Genomic DNA, 19,085 nt, shown 5'->3' with positions numbered 1-19,085 from the left:
AGATTCCCAAATCAATTAATAGAGATGAGCTAAATAGAGCTAAGCCAAAACCTAATTCCTTCTACTTTTATATGTGAACTCGGTCACTTATTTTATTATTTTTGATGCTAAATAACTTAGAGATGTGATCATTCGCAAATTAGTCAAATAACTTAAAGTCAGTAATAAATTTCATAATTGAGGAAATAGCTAAAACTAATTCATGATAAGGCAAATGATTCATCCTTTTGGACTTAGGTAGAGACGATGGCAACTGTAGAGTTTAGAGGCGTAGACAAGATTTACTCCGGAGATACGCACGTAGTAAAGGACTTCAATCTTAAGATTGAGGATGGCGAATTTGTAGTACTGCTAGGTCCCTCTGGCTGCGGTAAATCCACCACCCTTAGAATGTTGGCTGGCCTAGAAGACATCAGCAACGGTGAAGTTGTCATTGATGATCTGGTCGTCAATGACCTGAATCCAAAGGATAGAAATATCGCAATGGTATTTCAAAGCTATGCCCTATACCCACATATGACGGTGGCAGAAAACATAGGTTTTTCCCTTAAGATGGCAGGGGTAGATAAGAAAGAAGTTGAGCAACAAGTTCGCCGTGTTTCTGACATGTTGCAACTGACACCACTACTAAATAGAAAACCAAGAGCCTTGTCTGGGGGACAACGTCAGCGTGTCGCTATGGGTCGTGCAATGGTTCGTACACCCGAGGTATTCTTGTTTGATGAACCCCTATCAAACCTAGATGCTAAGCTGCGTAATACCATGCGCACTGAACTAAAAGAACTGCATAGAAAACACAACAAAACCACCGTTTATGTCACCCACGATCAAATAGAAGCAATGACCCTTGCAGACAAGGTAGTTATATTACGTGATGGTTTAATAGAGCAAGTTGGAACGCCAAAAGAGATATTCCATAAGCCGGTAAACCAGTTTGTTGCGACCTTTATCGGTAGTCCAACTATGAATATGTTGCCTGTGAATATTCATAAAAAGGCTGAACTATGGGAGCTTAGAGTAGAAGATACAAACTACCTTCTTTCTGAGGCCTATCACAATTCAAGTATCCAAGAAGGCCCGGCAACCTTAGGTATCAGACCATCGGATATCAGCAGTGAAGAAAGTGACAACTCGATCCCTATCGAATTGTTTGTTGAAACAACTGAGCTACTGGGTGCAACGGTGCAAATCAATGGCATTTACCAAGATGTAAATGTAGTGATTGAAGTTGATTCTGATAAAAGTGTGTCTGCCAATAAAATGCATCGCTTCTATATCGATAGAAATAGAATGCATGTTTTTGATAGTGCAGGTAAGGCTTTAATTTAGTTCTTATATAGAATTATTAAAAATAACCGCAGTGATCATTAATTCACTGTGGTTATTTTGCTGTCATAAATAAACTCAAATCAATAATAAATTACCTAAACAACAAATAAAATTTCATAATTGTAATTAAAACGCTGAACATTGATCATTGAATTCGAAGATTAATCCTACTAACTGGGTACAAAAATTATGTCCGAATTCTTTAAAAACATCGATACTATTAAGTTTGAAGGTTCTAACTCTTCAAACCCTCTTGCTTTCCGCCACTACGACGCCGACAAAATGGTACTGGGCAAAAGCATGAAAGAGCACCTGCGCTTTGCTGCATGCTACTGGCACAACTTCTGCTGGGCTGGCTCTGACGTATTTGGCGCTGGCACTTACGACCGTCCGTGGTTAAAAAGCAACGACCCAATGGAAGTGGCTCGTATGAAAGCCGACCACGCCTTCGATTTCTTCTCAAAGCTAACCGTGCCTTACTACTGTTTCCACGACACCGATGTGGCTCCTGAAGGCAACTCTATCAAAGAGTACATCAACAACTTCCAAACTATGGTTGACGTACTAGAGCAGAAACAAGCCGAAACCGGCACCAAACTACTTTGGGGTACAGCCAACGCCTTCTCTAATCCTCGCTACATGTCAGGTGCAGGCACTAACCCTGACCCGAAAGTGTTTGCGTATGCGGCAACTCAAATTTTCAACGCTATGGGCGCAACTAAGCGTCTAGGTGGTGAGAACTACGTGCTTTGGGGTGGCCGTGAAGGCTACGAAACACTGCTTAACACTGACCTTCGCCAAGAGCGTGAACAACTAGGTCGCCTAATGCAGATGGTGGTTGAGCACAAACACAAGATTGGCTTTAACGGCACTATCTTGATTGAGCCTAAGCCACAAGAGCCGACTAAGCACCAATACGACTACGATACAGCGACTGTATATGGCTTCTTGAAGCAATACGGCCTAGAAGATGAAATCAAGGTCAACATCGAAGCAAACCACGCTACTCTTGCAGGACACAGCTTCCACCATGAGGTGGCAACTGCGACTTCTCTAGGTCTGTTTGGTTCTATTGATGCAAACCGTGGTGATGCTCAGCTAGGTTGGGATACTGACCAGTTCCCTAACAGCGTTGAAGAAAACACATTAGTGATGTACGAAATCCTGAAAGCCGGCGGTTTTACTACTGGTGGTTTTAACTTTGATGCTCGTCTTCGTCGCCCATCTATCGACGCTGAAGACCTATTCCACGGCCATATTGGCGGCATGGATGTGATGGCGAAATCTCTAGAAAATGCAGCTGCAATGCTAGAAAACGACGTGCTAGGTAAGCTGACTTCTGAGCGCTACGCAGGCTGGAATGACGACCTAGGTAAGAAAATCCTAAGCGGTGAAATGAACCTTGAGCAAGTGGCTAAATTTGCTCAAGAGAAAAACATTGCACCTAAGATGGCATCGGGTCGTCAAGAACATCTAGAAAACATCGTTAACAACTTTATCTACAAATAACGTCTAAAGGTGTCAGTGCTTGCTCACTGGCACCTCCCCTCATTATCACTTTCTCCTAACACCATAGGATTAACAAACATGAACAATGCACTGCAACAGCTAAGAAAATTCACCACTGTCGTTGCCGATACTGGCGAAATAGATGCCATTAGAAAATACGCACCTCAAGATGCAACCACCAACCCATCATTGATCTTAAAAGCAGCGCAAGTGCCAGAATACGCGCCCTTGATCGATGAAGCGATTATCTATGCAAAATCGCAAAGCAATAATAAAGCGACGCAAATTCAAGATACCTGTGACCGACTTGCTGTAAACATAGGTAAAGAGATCCTCACCACGATTCCAGGCCGTATTTCAACAGAAGTAGATGCGAGATTATCCTATGACACAGACGCGAGTGTCAGTAAGGCTCGCCAATTGATCAAGATGTACAACGATGCAGGCATTAGCAATGACAGGATCCTGATCAAACTCGCCTCTACCTGGGAGGGGATCCGCGCCGCAGAGATCTTAGAAAATGAAGGGATCAACTGTAACCTAACACTGTTATTTTCTTTTGCTCAAGCTCGTGCCTGTGCGGAGGCGGGGGTATTTTTGATCTCGCCATTCGTGGGCAGAATCATGGATTGGTACAAGGCCAAGCAAGGCCAAGAGTTCGAAGCGTCAGAAGATCCTGGCGTGCTGTCTGTTACTACGATCTACAACTACTACAAGCAGCATGATTACAACACTATAGTGATGGGTGCCAGTTTCCGAAATATTGGCGAGATCATCGAACTTGCGGGCTGCGATCGCCTCACCATTAGCCCTAATTTACTTCAAGAGCTCGAAGAAACTGAGCTTGAGATCAGCGAAAAGCTACATGCCAATCAGTCGGTGCAACATCGCCCAGAGCCATTAACTCATGCCGAGTTTCTGTGGCAGCACAACCAAGATCCAATGGCCATAGAAAAGCTTGCGGAAGGCATTCGTAACTTTGCTGTCGACCAAGGCAAACTTGAAACGATGATCGCTGAAAAGCTTTAAACCATTTTCTTGTATCTAATCAGAGCGTTTGTAGCCGTAAGCTCACTCGTAAACAAATGCTCTGTTAGATAAGCCAACCACTTTCCTTTTATCTATAGAGACATTCACATATGGACCGTAAACTCCTCGCCAACGCGATCCGTGCATTGAGCATGGATGGTGTGCAGCAAGCCAATTCTGGACACCCAGGTGCACCAATGGGCATGGCTGACATTGCCGAAGTACTTTGGCGTACACATCTAAACCATAACCCGACCAATCCTGACTGGGTAGACCGTGACCGATTCGTGCTATCAAATGGTCATGGCTCAATGCTTATCTATTCTTTGCTCCACCTCAGTGGCTACGACTTATCTATTGATGACTTAAAGCAATTTCGACAACTGCACTCTAAAACACCAGGTCATCCTGAATATGGCTATGCCCCAGGCATAGAGACGACCACAGGCCCGTTGGGACAAGGGATCACTAACGCTGTAGGTATGGCCATTGCAGAGAAAACCCTAGCGGCGCAGTTCAACCGTGACAATTTTGATATCGTTGATCACCACACCTACGCGTTTATTGGCGATGGCTGCCTAATGGAAGGCATCTCCCATGAGGCTTGCTCTTTGGCTGGAACCTTGGGCCTAGGCAAGCTTGTCGCTTTCTGGGATGACAATGGCATCTCCATTGATGGTGAGGTTGAAGGCTGGTTCTCCGATGATACTCCTAAGCGATTTGAGGCCTACGGTTGGCAGGTAATTGCGGACGTTGATGGTCATGATCCTATTGCCATCAATACTGCAATTGAACAAGCGAAGGCAGACTGCTCACGCCCTACCCTAATCTGTACCAAAACCATTATTGGTTTCGGCTCTCCAAACAAGTCGGGTTCTCATGATTGCCACGGTGCACCATTGGGAGCTGAGGAAATTCTTGCAACACGAAAACAACTAGGTTGGAACTATGGCCCGTTTGAGATTCCATCGGAAATCTACGCACAGTGGAACGCGGCTGAGGCAGGCTCAGCTAAGGAAGCAGCGTGGAACCAGAAGCTTGCTGATTATGAAAAGGCACACCCTGAACTCGCCAGCGAATTCAAACGCAGAACTCATGGTGAACTCCCAGAGCAATGGCAAGAGCTAAGCCAAAAGGTCATCGATGATCTACAAGCAAACCCTGCGGATATTGCCTCTCGAAAAGCATCGCAAAACGCCCTTGAGGCCTTTGGTAAGATCTTGCCTGAATTCTTAGGAGGATCAGCTGATCTTGCCCCATCTAACCTCACTATGTGGTCAGGATCTAGGGCGATCTCTGCGGAAGATGCCACAGGCAACTACATGCATTACGGGGTTCGTGAGTTTGGTATGACCGCTATCATGAACGGCATCACCTTACATGGCGGCTTTGTTCCCTACGGCGCTACCTTCTTAATGTTCATGGAATATGCGCGCAACGCCATGCGCATGGCCGCATTGATGAAGATCCAAAACATTCAGGTGTACACCCACGACTCAATCGGCCTTGGTGAAGACGGACCCACCCACCAGCCAGTTGAACAGATAGCATCATTGCGCTTAACGCCAAACATGAGTACTTGGCGTCCTTGTGATCAGGTGGAATCAGCTGTAGCTTGGAAGCTGGCTATAGAACGTAAAGATGCGCCAAGCGCATTGATATTCTCTCGCCAAAACCTTACTCAGCAACCAAGAAACCAGCAGCAACTCGCAGACATTACAAGAGGCGGATACATCCTGAAAGATTGTTCTGCCAAACCTGAGCTTATCCTGATTGCGACGGGCTCTGAAATGGAGTTAGCCGTTAATGCGGCGGCAGAACTAACCGCACAAGGCAAGCAAGTGCGCGTAGTCTCTATGCCATCAACAGACACATTTGATAAGCAGAGCGCGGAATATAGAGAGTCTGTATTGCCATCTGCGGTTACCAAGCGTATTGCTATTGAGGCCGGTATTGCTGATTACTGGTACAAATACGTAGGCTTTGATGGCGCTATCGTCGGCATGACCACATTTGGTGAATCCGCTCCAGCGGGTGAGCTATTTAAAATGTTTGGTTTTACCGTCGATAACATTGTTGGCAAAGCAGCTGAACTACTGAAATAACACACCAAAAAGCGAGTACTGAGGCGCTTAGTCTTCAGTGCTCGCTTTTTATGCTTTCCGTAAGATAAAACCTACCCTCGATTTCAAAAACAAAAAAAGGCCAGCCTTATAGGCTGACCTCAAATAATCAAATCAACAATGCTTAGAACAATCCCTTAAGCTGGGAATATAGCGCCTGATAAGTTCCGCGTTTACTCGCGTACAGCTCTGTAACAGCTAAGTCTGGCATATGTACTTGCATTACCGGAGGCACAGGGCATACATCAGTTATAGTCGCACCTTCTTCAACGCCTAATCGTGCCAGCCTTGCAGCGCCTAGAGCCGGGCCTACATCACCACCTTCTCTGAACACCACCTTCATACCAAAGATATTGGACAGCATTTGACGCCAGTACGCACTGCGCGCACCACCACCAATCAATGAGATTTCTTCTGGTACTAGTTTTGTTTCGTGTAAGGCATCAAGGCCATCTGCAAACGCAAAACCAACCCCCTCAAGCACAGCCTGAACGAGGTCATATTTAGTCGTAGAGTGCGTCATTCCAAAGAACACGCCCTTGGCAGTAGGGTCATTGTGTGGCGTTCTTTCACCAGAAAGATAAGGCAAGAAATAAACCGTTGATTCTTGATTTGCCTTAGCTTCAGTTTCCGCCAGCATCTGACCAACATCTTCAAAATCACTCAGCTGCGCAACCCAATCTAGACATGAAGCCGCACTCAAGATCACTGACATTGCATGCCAAGTACCTGGCAGCGCATGACAAAAGCTGTGCAGCGCCGATTCAGGGTTAGAGATATAGCCGTCACTCACTGCGAAATACACACCCGAAGTACCAAGAGACAGCATCGCTTGGCCGGGCTCGGTAATACCAACACCGACAGCGCCCGCAGCATTATCACCACCACCAGCAATAATCGGCACCTCTTTCATTCCCCAGCGGGCAGCAAGCTCAGAGTTGAGATGACCTGTCACCTCACTACCCTCAAACAATTCTGGCATTTGCTGACGAGTCAGTCCGGTTGCTTTGAGTAACTCTTCGCTCCAATCTCTCTTAGCGATATCAAGCCACATTGTACCGGCAGAATCAGACATGTCTGATGCGTAGTCACCACTGAGTTTAAAGCGCAGGTAATCCTTAGGAAGTAGCACCATATCGACCTTAGCAAACACTTCTGGCTCATGGTTGGCTACCCACTTCAGCTTAGGGGCAGTAAAGCCTGGCATCATCAAGTTGCCGACAATATCGCGGCTGTTAGGCACGTCATTTTCAAGCTCAATACACTCGGCAGCACAGCGTCCATCATTCCACAAAATAGCCGCTCTTAGCACTTCACCTTGGCTATCCAATAAGGTTGCACCGTGCATCTGTCCAGATAGACCTATCGCTGTAACCGCTGACATATCTATCTGCTCAGCAAGGCTATCAATAGCCGTTTGTGTTGCCTCCCACCAAGCATGAGGGTCTTGCTCTGACCAAAGAGGTTGTGGTCTCTGTACCGTCAACGACTGCGTAGCTTGTGCGACGATTTTATCCTGATTATCCAGTGCGATAACCTTCACACCAGATGTGCCTAAATCTACTCCAATATACATACCGATTACCTGCTCATTGAAAACTAATGTCATCGCGTATTGTTCAATACCACGAATTGCTTGATATCGATAATGAGCGCTCCAAGGCACACCCTCAATTACGTTTTTTGTTTCTTAAATTCAGGGATTTCACGACTGGGGGGTGGATCACATTGAAATGCTTGTTCATGCTGAGATGATGTATGGCTCTCACAATTAGAGCCCTTTATTCAGACTCACTTATAACTACTTCATATCAAATACGCCTTCTCAAGACAGGTATTCTATAGAAAGTAATTATGTACATATAAATATACTTATTGTGTCGATAAAACTTCATTATCAAGCTATAAAAAAACACACACAAACAACATAAGGCATTGAATTATAATGATTTAAATAAAGGCAATCAAAGCAGGAGTTATTGGTGGGGAATTTTTTAATTCTCTAGATTTCAAATAGCATCACACATTTAAATTATAATACTACAAATAATAAAAACAGCGGATATTATCAGCTCGTTTTTTAATGAATGTGAGAATACCAAAGTGGAACTCAATACTCTTATTGTTGGCGTCTATTTCCTATTTCTAATTGCGATAGGTTGGATGTTCCGTAGTTTTACCAGCACAACCAGTGATTACTTCCGTGGGGGCGGTAATATGTTGTGGTGGATGGTGGGTGCAACTGCGTTTATGACTCAGTTCAGTGCTTGGACATTTACCGGTGCCGCAGGTAAGGCGTATTCAGATGGTTTTGCTGTCGCTATGATCTTTGTAGCCAATGCATTTGGCTATCTGATGAACTACCTATACTTTGCGCCAAAGTTCCGTCAATTACGTGTGGTTACACCTATTGATGCTATTCGCATGCGCTTCGGCTCCAAGAACGAGCAAGTGTTCACTTGGTCTTCAATGCCAAACAGCGTCATTTCTGCAGGTATCTGGTTAAATGGTCTCGCTATCATTGCTTCCGGTATCTTCGGCTTCGATATGGAGACCACGATCTGGTTAACAGGCCTAGTGGTGCTGGTTATGTCGGTGAGCGGCGGCTCTTGGGCCGTTATTGCCTCTGACTTCATGCAAATGGTCATCATCATGGCCGTAACCATTACCTGTGCTGTGATTGCCGTAGTAGATGGCGGTGGTGTTTCGAATATCATCAACAACTTCCCTGTTGAAGAAGGTGCCTCTTTTGTTTCAGGTAATAACCTAAACTACGTAAGCATTTTTGGTATTTGGGCATTCTGTATCTTCATGAAGCAGTTCAGCATCACCAACAACATGCTTAACTCTTATCGCTACTTGGCCGCAAAAGACTCTAAGAATGCCAAAAAGGCAGCGTTACTAGCCTGTGTTCTGATGACCATTGGTCCGGTAATCTGGTTCTTACCTTCTTGGTTTGTTGCTTCTCAAGGCATTGACCTTGCAGCCCAGTATCCAGATGCAGGTAATAAAGCGGGTGACTTCGCGTACCTATACTTCGTCGAGAAATACATGCCGGCGGGTATGGTTGGATTACTGATTTCAGCCATGTTTGCAGCAACAATGTCATCTATGGATTCTGGGTTGAACCGTAACTCAGGCATCTTTGTGATGAATTTTTATCAACCAATTCTTCGTTCTGAAGCCTCAGAAAAAGAACTGATGGTTGTTTCAAAACTAACCTCAGCATTCTTTGGCTTTGCGATCATCTTCATCGCACTGTTCATCAACTCTCTAAAAGGGCTAAGCCTTTTCGATACCATGATGTACGTGGGTGCGCTGATTAGCTTCCCTATGACTATCCCAGCATTCTGTGGCTTCTTTATTAAGAAAACACCGGACTGGGCCGGTTGGGGGACACTAGTGGTCGGCGGCATCGTCTCTTACATCGTTGGCTTCATCATCACTGCAGATCACATCGAGTCATGGTTCGGCCTTAATGAGCTAACCAAGCGAGAGTGGGCAGATGTGAAGGTTGCTGTAGGTCTAGTTGGACACATGGTAATTACCGCAGGATTCTTCTGTGCCACAACCTTGTTCTACAAGCCTCTTGAAGAAAAGCGTCAAAAAGATGTAGACCTATTCTTTGATAACCTAGCAACACCACTTGTGAATGACTCGACGGATCAGAAGAAACTGGATAATAAGCAAAGAAAGATGCTGGGGACTCTCATCGCAATTTCCGGCGTTGGTGTAATGGCAATGTTCGCACTACCAAACCCACTATGGGGAAGAATGACCTTCGTTCTATGTGGCGTCATAGTACTAGGCGTTGGCCTATTGCTTGTTAAAGCTGTGGACGATTCGGTTGAGAATATAGCTGAAGAAGCTAGTGCGAATTAACCCACAACCTTGGTTATGATTTCATCAAGCCTTAGCGATTTCGTTAGGGCTTTTTTGTATGCAGGCACTTATAAGTTTCCGATTGGAAATAAGCATTGCACCAATTTCCCCCAAACCGATCAAAGATCGCTATGGATACAACATCACTATGATGATTGTGCTTCACATACGAAAAAGCCCCAGTCTTTCGACTAGGGCTTTCTCTAAATATGGTACCGGTGGGCGGACTTGAACCGCCACGCCCGAAGGCAACGGATTTTGAATCCGTCGTGTATACCAATTTCACCACACCGGCTTTGTGTACCTTTAAGGTACGTTTTGCATTATACGTAAGCCGAAGGGGCACGCAAGGGCAAATATTGTAATTATGATTCGTTCGCATGTTTTTTAGACATGGATGCCACTTTTTTACACTGAATCTCTTTGCAGTCAGGCAACAAATGGCTATTCTGAGCCACAAAATACAATGATTAGAACTTCAAAACGAATGAATTCACAAAACTCTCTACCTAAAGCAGGCTTAATGCGCCGTCTTGGTGCTTGGCTTTATGACGCACTAATTGTAATTGCGATTGAGATGATGGCAGCAGGTGTCGTCGTTGCAATCTTTGAAGCATTAGTTGCCGCCGGTCTAATGGACTATGGTCAATACATTGATGTCAGTGACTACCTTACTCAGCACCCGCTATGGAGTGTTCTATTCACTTCCTACCTAGCCATTATCTGGATTGGATTCTTTGTGTATTTCTGGACTAAAGCAGGACAAACACTAGGAATGCGAGCTTGGAAGCTAAGAGTACAAAATAAGGATGGCTCACTCATTAGTGTGACCCAAGCCTGTATCCGCATTGCAACCTCAGCCTTCGGTTTGAGTAACTTAGCGGTTCCAGTGGATACTGAAAAACGCGGTTTCCACGATATCTGGGCAAAAACTGAAGTGGTCGTGTTACCGAAGGCTATCTAAAAAAAGTGGCCCATAAAAAAGGATGGCAAATTTGCCATCCTTTTTTGTTTGTTTCGTTTAAAGCTTACGCCTCAACAGCATAATGGCCACCAGCATAAAGGCGACGCTCGGAGCTAGAGCTCCCCACATGGGTGGGATTTGATAAACAACACTCAAAGGCCCAAAAAACTCTGACGAGATATAGAACGAGAATCCCGCAATAACCCCAGAAAGTATCCTTGCCCCCATAGTCACACTACGCAGCGGGCCAAATACAAAAGACAGCGCCAACATCATCATTACCGCAATGGATAAGGGCTGAGTTATCTTCCGCCAGAAGGCCAGTTCATATCGAGAGGCATCCTGTTCTGAGTCTTTCAGGTAGGTGACATAACTGTAAAGCCCCGATAAAGACAACTCTTCAGGCTTAACCGTTACAATCTCAAGCCTCTCTGGCGCTAGCGTGCTCTGCCACTCCAGCTTACTTTGCTTGCTTTTATCAATCTCTGTTTCATTGGTATACAAGGTTGTAGTGACGTTATTCAAGGTCCAAACATTGTCACCCTTATAATCGGCACTTTTCGCAAACAAGCTGCGCATCAGGTCTTTGTTTTCGTCATATTCCCAGATGTTTACGGCGGTTAGCTCTTCGCCATTCACTCGGCCAATATAGATAAAGTCATTGGCATCTTTAGCCCAAACACCCGCTCGTGTTGATACCATTTGGCCACCAGAGACTGAAATGGTTCTTAGGTCACGCGCCATTTTCTGCGCTTGCGGAGCACCCCACTCACCTAACAGCATAACCATCATCATTAGCGGCAGTGCTGTTTTCAGCACTGACATGCCGATGTTAACTTTGGAATAACCCGAAGCCTGCATTACCGTTAACTCTGAGCTTGTCGCCAAGGTTCCCAACGCAATCAATGCACCTAGTAAGGCTGCCATAGGGAAAAACAGCTCGATATCGCGAGGCACACTCAACATTACAAAGTAGAGTGCATGCAACAAGTCATAAGTACCACGTCCAACTTTACGCAATTGCTCAACGTATTTGATGATGCCTGACAAGCCCACCAAGGTGACCAAACAGATAGTGGTGGTACCGATAATGGTTCTGCCAATGTATAAATCTAGAATCTTAAACATCTAGGCAGCCCTCTTTTGGCGAATCTTATCTTTCCAGCGTCGTACCGGTAAACTATCCATTGAATTAAGCGCTAACCCCACTACCAATAAACCAATATTCATCGGCCACATCCCTAGTACTTCGGAGATTTTTCCATCTTCAATCGCTGACTTTGCCGCACTGATAGACATAAAGTACGCCAAATAAAACAAAATAGCGGGTCCCATTTTAGCAAAGCGGCCTTGTCGAGGGTTTACCGCAGAAAGCGGGATAACCACAAGGGTGAGCAGCGGAATACAAATAATCAAACTAAGACGCCAATGAAGCTCAGCCTTTGCTCGCTTATCCGGATTGTTCCACAGTTGAATCGTTGGTAGCGCCTCAAAGTCTCGCCCCTTAGGCTTGACCTCACGCTGACCGATTAACGCATCGTACTCATCAAAATCCGTTCTCATATAGTCAAGCTGAGTGGGTATCCCCTCCCAGCGCGTACCATTGAACAGAGTTAAGATCTGGCGACCGTCAGACAACTCTTGCGCTAGCCCTGAATCTGCAAATGCAACACTTGGGCGAATCGAACCTTCACCCACAGTTTGTGCAATAAAGACGTTAGTCAGTCGTTTATCTTTCAACTCATCGATAAAGACTACAGCAGTGCCATCAGGCGTTCGCTGGAACTGACCTTTCTGCAATAGCTCAACGCTCGTGTCAGCAGCCAAATCCTCCATTATCTGTGCTTCTTTATCTTGAGCCCAAGGCGAGAAGTACAAAGAGTTAAACGCTGCCACACCAGAAGTAATAAGTGCCAGATACAAAGCCGCCTGAATCAAGAACTTGTTCCCGATCCCTGTTGCATTCATAACGGTTATCTCACTTTCAGCGTACAAGCGGCCAAAAGTAAGCAAAATACCAATGTATAAACTCAGCGGTAGCATTAACAAGCCCATAGCGGGCATGTTTAAACCAACCACTGTCATGATAAGTCTGGCGGGAATATCGCCATTTGAGGCTTCGGCCAACACACTGATAAACCTTTGGCTTAAAAAGATTAAAAACAGTACGAAAAAGATGGCCAGCTGGCTCTTGATTGTCTCGCGGATCAAATATCTAACAATAATCACGCTAAAGTCCCTATAAGCTCGGATGCAAAACTTGTATTTTTACAGGAATCGCTATAATTTCTGATTGAACCTTTTATTTTTCAATTTTTCTGACTAATCGATAATCAATTAACTTGCTTACGCTCATTGAGTAAACATAGCTCTTGACCAAGATTCAACAAGTTAAGCAGTTATTATCTAACATTTATTGTGGTTTGTCTTCAGGATGTAGGAGTAGGCATGGAGTTCAGTGTAAAAAGTGGTAGCCCAGAGAAACAACGTAGCGCATGCATCGTTGTTGGGGTGTTCGAACCACGACGCCTTTCACCAGTTGCAGAACAACTGGATAAAATCAGTGATGGATACCTAAGTTCACTGCTACGCAGAGGCGATCTAGAGGGTAAACCCGGTCAAATGCTGTTATTGCATCAAGTACCAGGTGTGTTATCCGAACGTGTTCTGTTAGTAGGTTGTGGTAAAGAGCGTGAGCTTGGCGAGCGCCAGTACAAAGAAATTATTCAAAAAACCATCAGCACGCTAAACGAAACAGGTTCAATGGAAGCAGTTTGTTTCCTAACTGAGCTTCACGTTAAGGGACGCGATACCTACTGGAAAGTACGCCAAGCAGTAGAAGCAACACATGATGGTCTTTACACTTTCGATCAGTTTAAGAGCAACAAGCCAGAGACACGTCGTCCACTGCGTAAGCTAGTGTTCAATGTGCCAACACGCCGTGAACTCAATATCGGCGAGCGCGCGATTAGCCACGGTCTAGCAATAGCATCGGGTGTTGCTGCTTCTAAAGACCTAGGCAATATGCCACCAAACGTGGCAAACCCAGCTTACCTAGCCTCACAAGCGCGCCGTTTAGCGGATGACTATGAAACGGTCACCACTAAGATTATTGGCGAGCAAGAGATGGAAAAACTGGGCATGACCTCTTACCTAGCGGTAGGTCGTGGCTCACACAACGAATCTATGATGTCTGTCATGGAGTACAAGGGTAACCCTGAATCAACTGCTAAGCCTATCGTGCTTATTGGTAAAGGTTTGACCTTTGACTCAGGCGGTATCTCTCTTAAGCCGGGTGACGGCATGGATGAGATGAAGTATGACATGTGTGGCGCAGCGAGTGTCTTCGGTACAATGAAGGCCCTTGCTCAGCTTAACCTACCCATCAATGTGGTAGGTGTACTTGCTGGCTGTGAAAACATGCCGGGAAGCAACGCATATCGCCCTGGTGACATCCTAACAACTATGTCAGGTCAAACAGTCGAGGTGCTAAACACCGATGCTGAGGGCCGCCTAGTATTATGTGATGCTCTAACCTATGCCGAGCGCTTTGAACCGGATTGTGTGGTTGATGTCGCAACCCTAACCGGAGCTTGTGTGATTGCCCTTGGCCATCACATCAGTGGTGTTATCTCAAACCATAACCCGCTATCTCACGAACTCGTGAATGCATCAGAGCAATCCGGTGACCGTGCGTGGCGTTTACCTATGGCTGACGAATACCAAGAGCAGATTGCTAGTCCGTTTGCTGACATGGCAAACATCGGTGGTCGCCCTGCCGGTACTATCACTGCGGGTTGCTTCCTTTCTCGCTTCACCAAGAAGTACAACTGGGCTCACCTGGATATCGCAGGTACCGCTTGGAAGTCTGGTCAAGCAAAAGGCTCAACGGGCCGCCCTGTATCACTATTGGTTCAGTTCCTACTAAACCGTAGCGGACAAGAAACCGAAGAGTAATAGCCTCAATACTGTGTGCTAACCTAAATTAAGTAACGCCTCCTCCGGGAGGCGCTTTTTATTGAGAAAGAGCATGTCTATAGCCACCTTCTACTTGATTGAACCCAACAGTGTTGCCGACTCAGAGCAAGGCTTTCGTGATTATGTCTGCTACCTAGTGAGACACTTTACCAAGCAAGGGGCACGCATCTACCTGAATACCAAAGATAAACAACATTCAGACATCTGGGATGACTATCTATTTCAGCTTGATGGTGCAGACTTTATTGCCCACAACCTAACCGGAGAAGGTCCCCGGCAAGGTACTCCAGTCGAGATTGGCAGTGGTTCAACTCAACTTAATCGCAGCCGTAATATTGTCATTAATCTGGCTGAAGATAATACAAACTTTGCGGGAATAGTGTCTCAAGTGGTAGACTTCGTGCCTTGCGATGAAAAAGCGAAGCATATCGCCCGAGAAAGGTATAAAATTTACCGTCAGGCTGGCTATCAAATGCAGACGATATCCATTGCAGAACTGAACAAATAGACCAAACTTCATAGCTAAAGCATTTATCAACTGGCGGTTGATAAACCCTTAATTTATGCAGTTTGCCATCAACCAATTATCCATGTAAGAGCATTATGGAAAAGACATATAACCCACAATCTATCGAACAAGATCTGTATCAGACTTGGGAAGAAAAAGGCTACTTCAAGCCACACGGTGACACCTCGAAAGAATCATACTCAATCATGATCCCACCGCCGAATGTCACAGGTAGCTTGCACATGGGACATGCATTCCAAGACACCATCATGGATACGCTAATCCGTGCTGAGCGAATGAAGGGCAAAAACACCCTTTGGCAAGTGGGTACCGACCACGCAGGTATTGCCACTCAAATGGTTGTTGAGCGCAAGATTGCGGCAGAAGAAAACAAGACTAAACACGACTACGGCCGTGAAGCTTTCATTGACAAGATCTGGGAATGGAAAGCGGAATCTGGCGGTACCATCACCAAGCAGCTTCGCCGCCTTGGCGCTTCTGTAGACTGGGATCGTGAGCGATTCACTATGGATGACGGCCTATCAGCGGCAACTCAAGAAGTCTTCGTTCGTCTATACGAAGACGACCTTATCTACCGTGGTAAGCGCCTAGTTAACTGGGATCCAAAACTGCACACTGCAATTTCAGATCTTGAAGTTGAGAACAAAGACAAAAAAGGCTTCATGTGGCACTTCCGCTACCCGCTAGCAAATGGTGCTACGACGGCAGACGGTAAAGACTACATCGTTGTTGCGACCACTCGTCCAGAAACCATGCTGGGAGATACTGGTGTTGCTGTAAACCCGGAAGATCCTCGTTATAAAGATCTTATTGGTCAGCACATTGAACTGCCAATCGTAGGTCGTCTAATTCCAATCGTAGGCGATGAGCATGCGGACATGGAAAAAGGCACTGGTTGTGTGAAAATCACTCCTGCTCACGACTTTAACGATTATGAAGTTGGCAAGCGCAACAGCCTTCCAATGATCAACATCCTAACGTTCAACGCTGATATTCGTGATGCTGCTGAAGTATTCAATACCAACGGTGAAGAAAGTGATGAATACAGCACTGACCTTCCTGCTAAATACCATGGCATGGAGCGTTTCGCTGCTCGTAAGGCTATCGTTGCTGAATTTGAAGAGCTTGGCCTTCTTGATGAGATCAAAGATCACGACCTAACCGTTCCTTACGGTGACCGTGGTGGTGTGGTTATTGAACCAATGCTAACGGACCAATGGTACGTACGCACCGCTCCTCTAGCGGAACCAGCTGTAAAAGCGGTTGAAGACGGTCAGATTCAATTTGTACCTAAGCAGTATGAAAACATGTACTTTGCGTGGATGCGTGATGTACAAGACTGGTGTATCTCTCGTCAACTTTGGTGGGGCCATAGAATCCCAGCATGGTACGACAATGACGGCAAAGTCTACGTAGGTCGCACTGAAGAAGAAGTTCGCGAGAAGAACAACCTAGCGCCAATTGTAGTACTACGCCAAGACGATGACGTTCTCGATACCTGGTTCTCTTCTGCACTTTGGACATTCGGCACGCAAGGCTGGCCTGAAGATACTGATGCACTGAAAACATTCCACCCATCTGAAGTTCTAGTATCAGGCTTTGATATTATCTTCTTCTGGGTTGCTCGTATGATCATGATGACCATGCACTTCGTGAAAGACGAAGACGGCAAACCTCAAGTACCGTTCAAAACCGTGTACATGACGGGTCTTATCCGTGATGAAAACGGCGACAAGATGTCTAAGTCGAAGGGTAACGTACTTGACCCTATCGATATGATTGATGGTATTGGTCTTGAAGAACTTGTTGAAAAGCGTTGTGGCAACATGATGCAGCCACAACTAGCGAAGAAGATCGAAAATAACACTCGTAAGACCTTCGAAGACGGCATTGAACCTTACGGTACTGATGCACTGCGCTTTACTCTAGCAGCAATGGCCTCAACGGGTCGTGACATCAACTGGGACATGAAGCGCCTAGAGGGTTACCGTAACTTCTGTAACAAGCTGTGGAACGCAAGTCGCTATGTTCTCATGAACACAGAAGACCAGGACTGCGGTTTTGCATCAGATGCAGAACTAGAGTACTCAATCGCAGACAAGTGGATTGAATCTCAGTTTGAACTTACTGCGAAAGAGTTTAACGCTCACCTAGACAACTACCGTCTAGACATGGCTGCGAACACGCTTTATGAGTTCATCTGGAACCAATTCTGTGACTGGTACCTAGAGCTAACTAAACCTGTTCTTTGGAAGGGTACAGAGACTCAGCAACGCGCAACGCGTCGCACGCTAATCACGGTTCTTGAGAAGACTCTGCGTCTTGCTCACCCTGTTCTTCCTTACATCACAGAAACAATCTGGCAGAGCGTGAAGCCACTTGTTGACGGTGTAGAGGGCGATACCATTATGACTCAAGCTCTGCCTCAGTATGACGCAGCTAACTTCAACCAAGAAGCGCTTGATGATATTGAATGGGTTAAAGCCTTCATTACTAGCATCCGTAACCTGCGTGCAGAATACGACATTGCTCCAAGCAAGCCACTAGACGTAATGCTGAAAGCCTCTGATGCAACCGACGTAACTCGCCTAGAAGCAAACAAGGCCGTGCTTATGTCTCTAGCCAAGCTTGAGAACATAACTGTTCTAGAAGATGGCGCTGAGACTCCTGCATGTGCGACTTCTCTAGTTGGCAAGTCTGAGCTAATGATCCCAATGGCTGGCTTGATTGACAAAGACGCTGAACTTAACCGTCTAGCGGGCGAAATCAAGAAGACTGAAGGCGAGATCAAGCGCATCGAAGGCAAGCTAAACAACCAAGGCTTCGTTGCGAAAGCACCTGAAGCGGTTGTTGCTAAAGAGCGTGAAAAGCTTGATGGTTACAAAGATACACTGACTAAACTCGCTGAGCAGCAAGCAACCATCGCTGCGCTGTAATAGTAAGTAGTTGAATAGAAAGGGTTGACGAGAGTCAGCCCTTTTTTTGTGTCTGTTGTTCCTTGTTGTTGCTTGTATCTAGTATGAAATGAATCATTTATCCAAAGAGGCTTTCGTACTTTCTAAGGTTCTGGATCAAGTCCAGAATGACGACTAGTTGGAGAAAGGCGCTACGATCCGACAATCCGTCATACTGGCGAACGCTGGAATGACGGCTCATATAACTGAACTCGTACACTTCCCCCAACCTCACCAGAGTCGTCATTCCGGCCAACGAGCCGGAGTCTTGGGTTGCACAGAGTAAGTCCTTCGTACTCACCAAGGTTCTGGATCAAGTCCAGAATGACGGGCTCATATAACTGAACTCGTACACTTCCCCCAACCTCACCAGAGTCGTCATTCCGGCCAACAAGCCGGAATCTTGGGTTGCACAGAGTAAGTCTTTCGTACTCACCAAGGTTCTGGATCAAGTCCAAAATGACGGGCTCACATAACTGAACTCGTACACTTCCCCCAACCTCACCAGAGTCGTCATTTCGGCCAACGAGCCGGAATCTTGGGTTGCACAGAGTAAGTCCTTCGTACTCACTAAGGTTCTGGATTAAGTCCAAAATGACGGGCTCACATAACTGAACTCGTACACTTCCCCCAACCTCACCAGAGTCGTCATTCCGGCCAAAGAGCCGGAATCTTGAGTTGCACAGAGTAAGTCCTTCGTACTCACCAAGGTTCTGGATCAAGTCCAGAATGACGGGCTCACATAACTGAACTCGTACACTTCCCCCAACCTCACCAGAGTCGTCATT

General features: G+C 45.9%; 12 protein-coding genes and 1 tRNA gene. 9 read left to right on the top strand and 4 right to left on the bottom strand.

Going from position 1 to position 19,085, the window contains the following annotated elements:
- Positions 1-246: 246 nt before the first annotated feature.
- The 4 genes from OCU35_RS01825 to tkt all read left to right on the top strand — a co-directional run bounded on the left by OCU35_RS01825 (position 247) and on the right by tkt (position 5,972).
- Entirely contained in the window at positions 247-1,329 is a 1,083-nt protein-coding gene (locus OCU35_RS01825) for an ABC transporter ATP-binding protein (RefSeq protein ID WP_017026782.1), read from the top strand.
- A gap of 189 nt (positions 1,330-1,518) precedes the next feature.
- Positions 1,519-2,838 (top strand): xylose isomerase, encoded by a 1,320-nt coding sequence (gene xylA / locus OCU35_RS01820; protein ID WP_261825553.1) that lies wholly within the window; start codon positions 1,519-1,521, stop codon positions 2,836-2,838.
- A 78-nt stretch (positions 2,839-2,916) separates the two neighbouring features.
- On the top strand, positions 2,917-3,867 hold the full coding sequence (tal, locus tag OCU35_RS01815; RefSeq protein WP_261825552.1) for a transaldolase: 951 nt from the start codon (positions 2,917-2,919) through the stop codon (positions 3,865-3,867).
- A 110-nt stretch (positions 3,868-3,977) separates the two neighbouring features.
- Positions 3,978-5,972 carry a transketolase gene (gene tkt / locus OCU35_RS01810; protein ID WP_261825551.1) on the top strand — a complete coding sequence of 665 codons (1,995 nt, stop codon included), beginning with the start codon at positions 3,978-3,980 and terminating at the stop codon, positions 5,970-5,972.
- Between the two features lie 142 nt (positions 5,973-6,114).
- Here the strand turns inward: tkt and xylB are convergent, their stop codons facing one another.
- Positions 6,115-7,599, bottom strand: coding sequence for a xylulokinase (gene xylB / locus OCU35_RS01805; RefSeq protein WP_353958595.1), 1,485 nt, complete (start codon positions 7,597-7,599; stop codon positions 6,115-6,117).
- Between the two features lie 494 nt (positions 7,600-8,093).
- Here xylB and OCU35_RS01800 point away from each other — a divergent pair, with 494 nt between their 5' ends.
- The gene (locus tag OCU35_RS01800) at positions 8,094-9,872 is read left to right on the top strand and encodes a sodium:solute symporter family transporter (RefSeq protein ID WP_261825550.1); all 1,779 of its coding nucleotides are present in this window, start codon (positions 8,094-8,096) and stop codon (positions 9,870-9,872) included.
- 210 nt (positions 9,873-10,082) lie between these two features.
- Here the strand turns inward: OCU35_RS01800 and OCU35_RS01795 are convergent.
- Positions 10,083-10,167 (bottom strand) — tRNA-Leu (locus tag OCU35_RS01795).
- Positions 10,168-10,359: 192 nt separating this feature from the next.
- Here OCU35_RS01795 and OCU35_RS01790 point away from each other — a divergent pair.
- Complete coding sequence (locus tag OCU35_RS01790; protein ID WP_017030011.1) at positions 10,360-10,836, top strand: RDD family protein; 477 nt, start codon at positions 10,360-10,362, stop codon at positions 10,834-10,836.
- 57 nt (positions 10,837-10,893) lie between these two features.
- On the opposite strand, the gene lptG is transcribed toward OCU35_RS01790, so the two are convergent.
- On the bottom strand, positions 10,894-11,964 hold the full coding sequence (gene lptG, locus OCU35_RS01785) for an LPS export ABC transporter permease LptG (RefSeq protein WP_261825549.1): 1,071 nt from the start codon (positions 11,962-11,964) through the stop codon (positions 10,894-10,896).
- Positions 11,965-13,065, bottom strand: coding sequence for an LPS export ABC transporter permease LptF (gene lptF / locus OCU35_RS01780; RefSeq protein ID WP_017030009.1), 1,101 nt, complete (start codon positions 13,063-13,065; stop codon positions 11,965-11,967).
- Positions 13,066-13,284: 219 nt separating this feature from the next.
- Between lptF and pepA the strand changes: the two genes are divergently transcribed.
- The 3 genes from pepA to OCU35_RS01765 all read left to right on the top strand — a co-directional run bounded on the left by pepA (position 13,285) and on the right by OCU35_RS01765 (position 18,279).
- The gene (gene pepA, locus OCU35_RS01775) at positions 13,285-14,793 is read left to right on the top strand and encodes a leucyl aminopeptidase (protein WP_017032853.1); all 1,509 of its coding nucleotides are present in this window, start codon (positions 13,285-13,287) and stop codon (positions 14,791-14,793) included.
- A gap of 73 nt (positions 14,794-14,866) precedes the next feature.
- A complete protein-coding gene (locus OCU35_RS01770) occupies positions 14,867-15,322 on the top strand; it encodes a DNA polymerase III subunit chi (RefSeq protein ID WP_017032854.1) in 456 nt (151 codons plus the stop codon).
- Between the two features lie 95 nt (positions 15,323-15,417).
- Entirely contained in the window at positions 15,418-18,279 is a 2,862-nt protein-coding gene (locus OCU35_RS01765) for a valine--tRNA ligase (RefSeq protein ID WP_261825548.1), read from the top strand.
- The last annotated feature ends 806 nt before the right edge of the window (positions 18,280-19,085 follow it).

The sequence above is a fragment of the Vibrio breoganii genome, assembly GCF_024346795.1.
GTDB classification, from domain to species: Bacteria; Pseudomonadota; Gammaproteobacteria; order Enterobacterales; family Vibrionaceae; genus Vibrio; species Vibrio breoganii.
This window is presented reverse-complemented; position numbering and strand designations above follow the sequence as displayed.

Excerpts from the sequence above, each read along its gene's own strand:
- OCU35_RS01825 (WP_017026782.1), top strand. The coding sequence starts at position 247 with ATGGCAACTGTAGAGTTTAGAGGCGTAGACAAGATTTACTCCGGAGAT.
- xylA (WP_261825553.1), top strand. The coding sequence starts at position 1,519 with ATGTCCGAATTCTTTAAAAACATCGATACTATTAAGTTTGAAGGTTCT.
- tal (WP_261825552.1), top strand. The coding sequence starts at position 2,917 with ATGAACAATGCACTGCAACAGCTAAGAAAATTCACCACTGTCGTTGCC.
- tkt (WP_261825551.1), top strand. The coding sequence starts at position 3,978 with ATGGACCGTAAACTCCTCGCCAACGCGATCCGTGCATTGAGCATGGAT.
- xylB (WP_353958595.1), bottom strand. The coding sequence starts at position 7,599 with ATGACATTAGTTTTCAATGAGCAGGTAATCGGTATGTATATTGGAGTA.
- OCU35_RS01790 (WP_017030011.1), top strand. The coding sequence starts at position 10,360 with ATGAATTCACAAAACTCTCTACCTAAAGCAGGCTTAATGCGCCGTCTT.
- lptG (WP_261825549.1), bottom strand. The coding sequence starts at position 11,964 with ATGTTTAAGATTCTAGATTTATACATTGGCAGAACCATTATCGGTACC.
- pepA (WP_017032853.1), top strand. The coding sequence starts at position 13,285 with ATGGAGTTCAGTGTAAAAAGTGGTAGCCCAGAGAAACAACGTAGCGCA.
- OCU35_RS01770 (WP_017032854.1), top strand. The coding sequence starts at position 14,867 with ATGTCTATAGCCACCTTCTACTTGATTGAACCCAACAGTGTTGCCGAC.
- OCU35_RS01765 (WP_261825548.1), top strand. The coding sequence starts at position 15,418 with ATGGAAAAGACATATAACCCACAATCTATCGAACAAGATCTGTATCAG.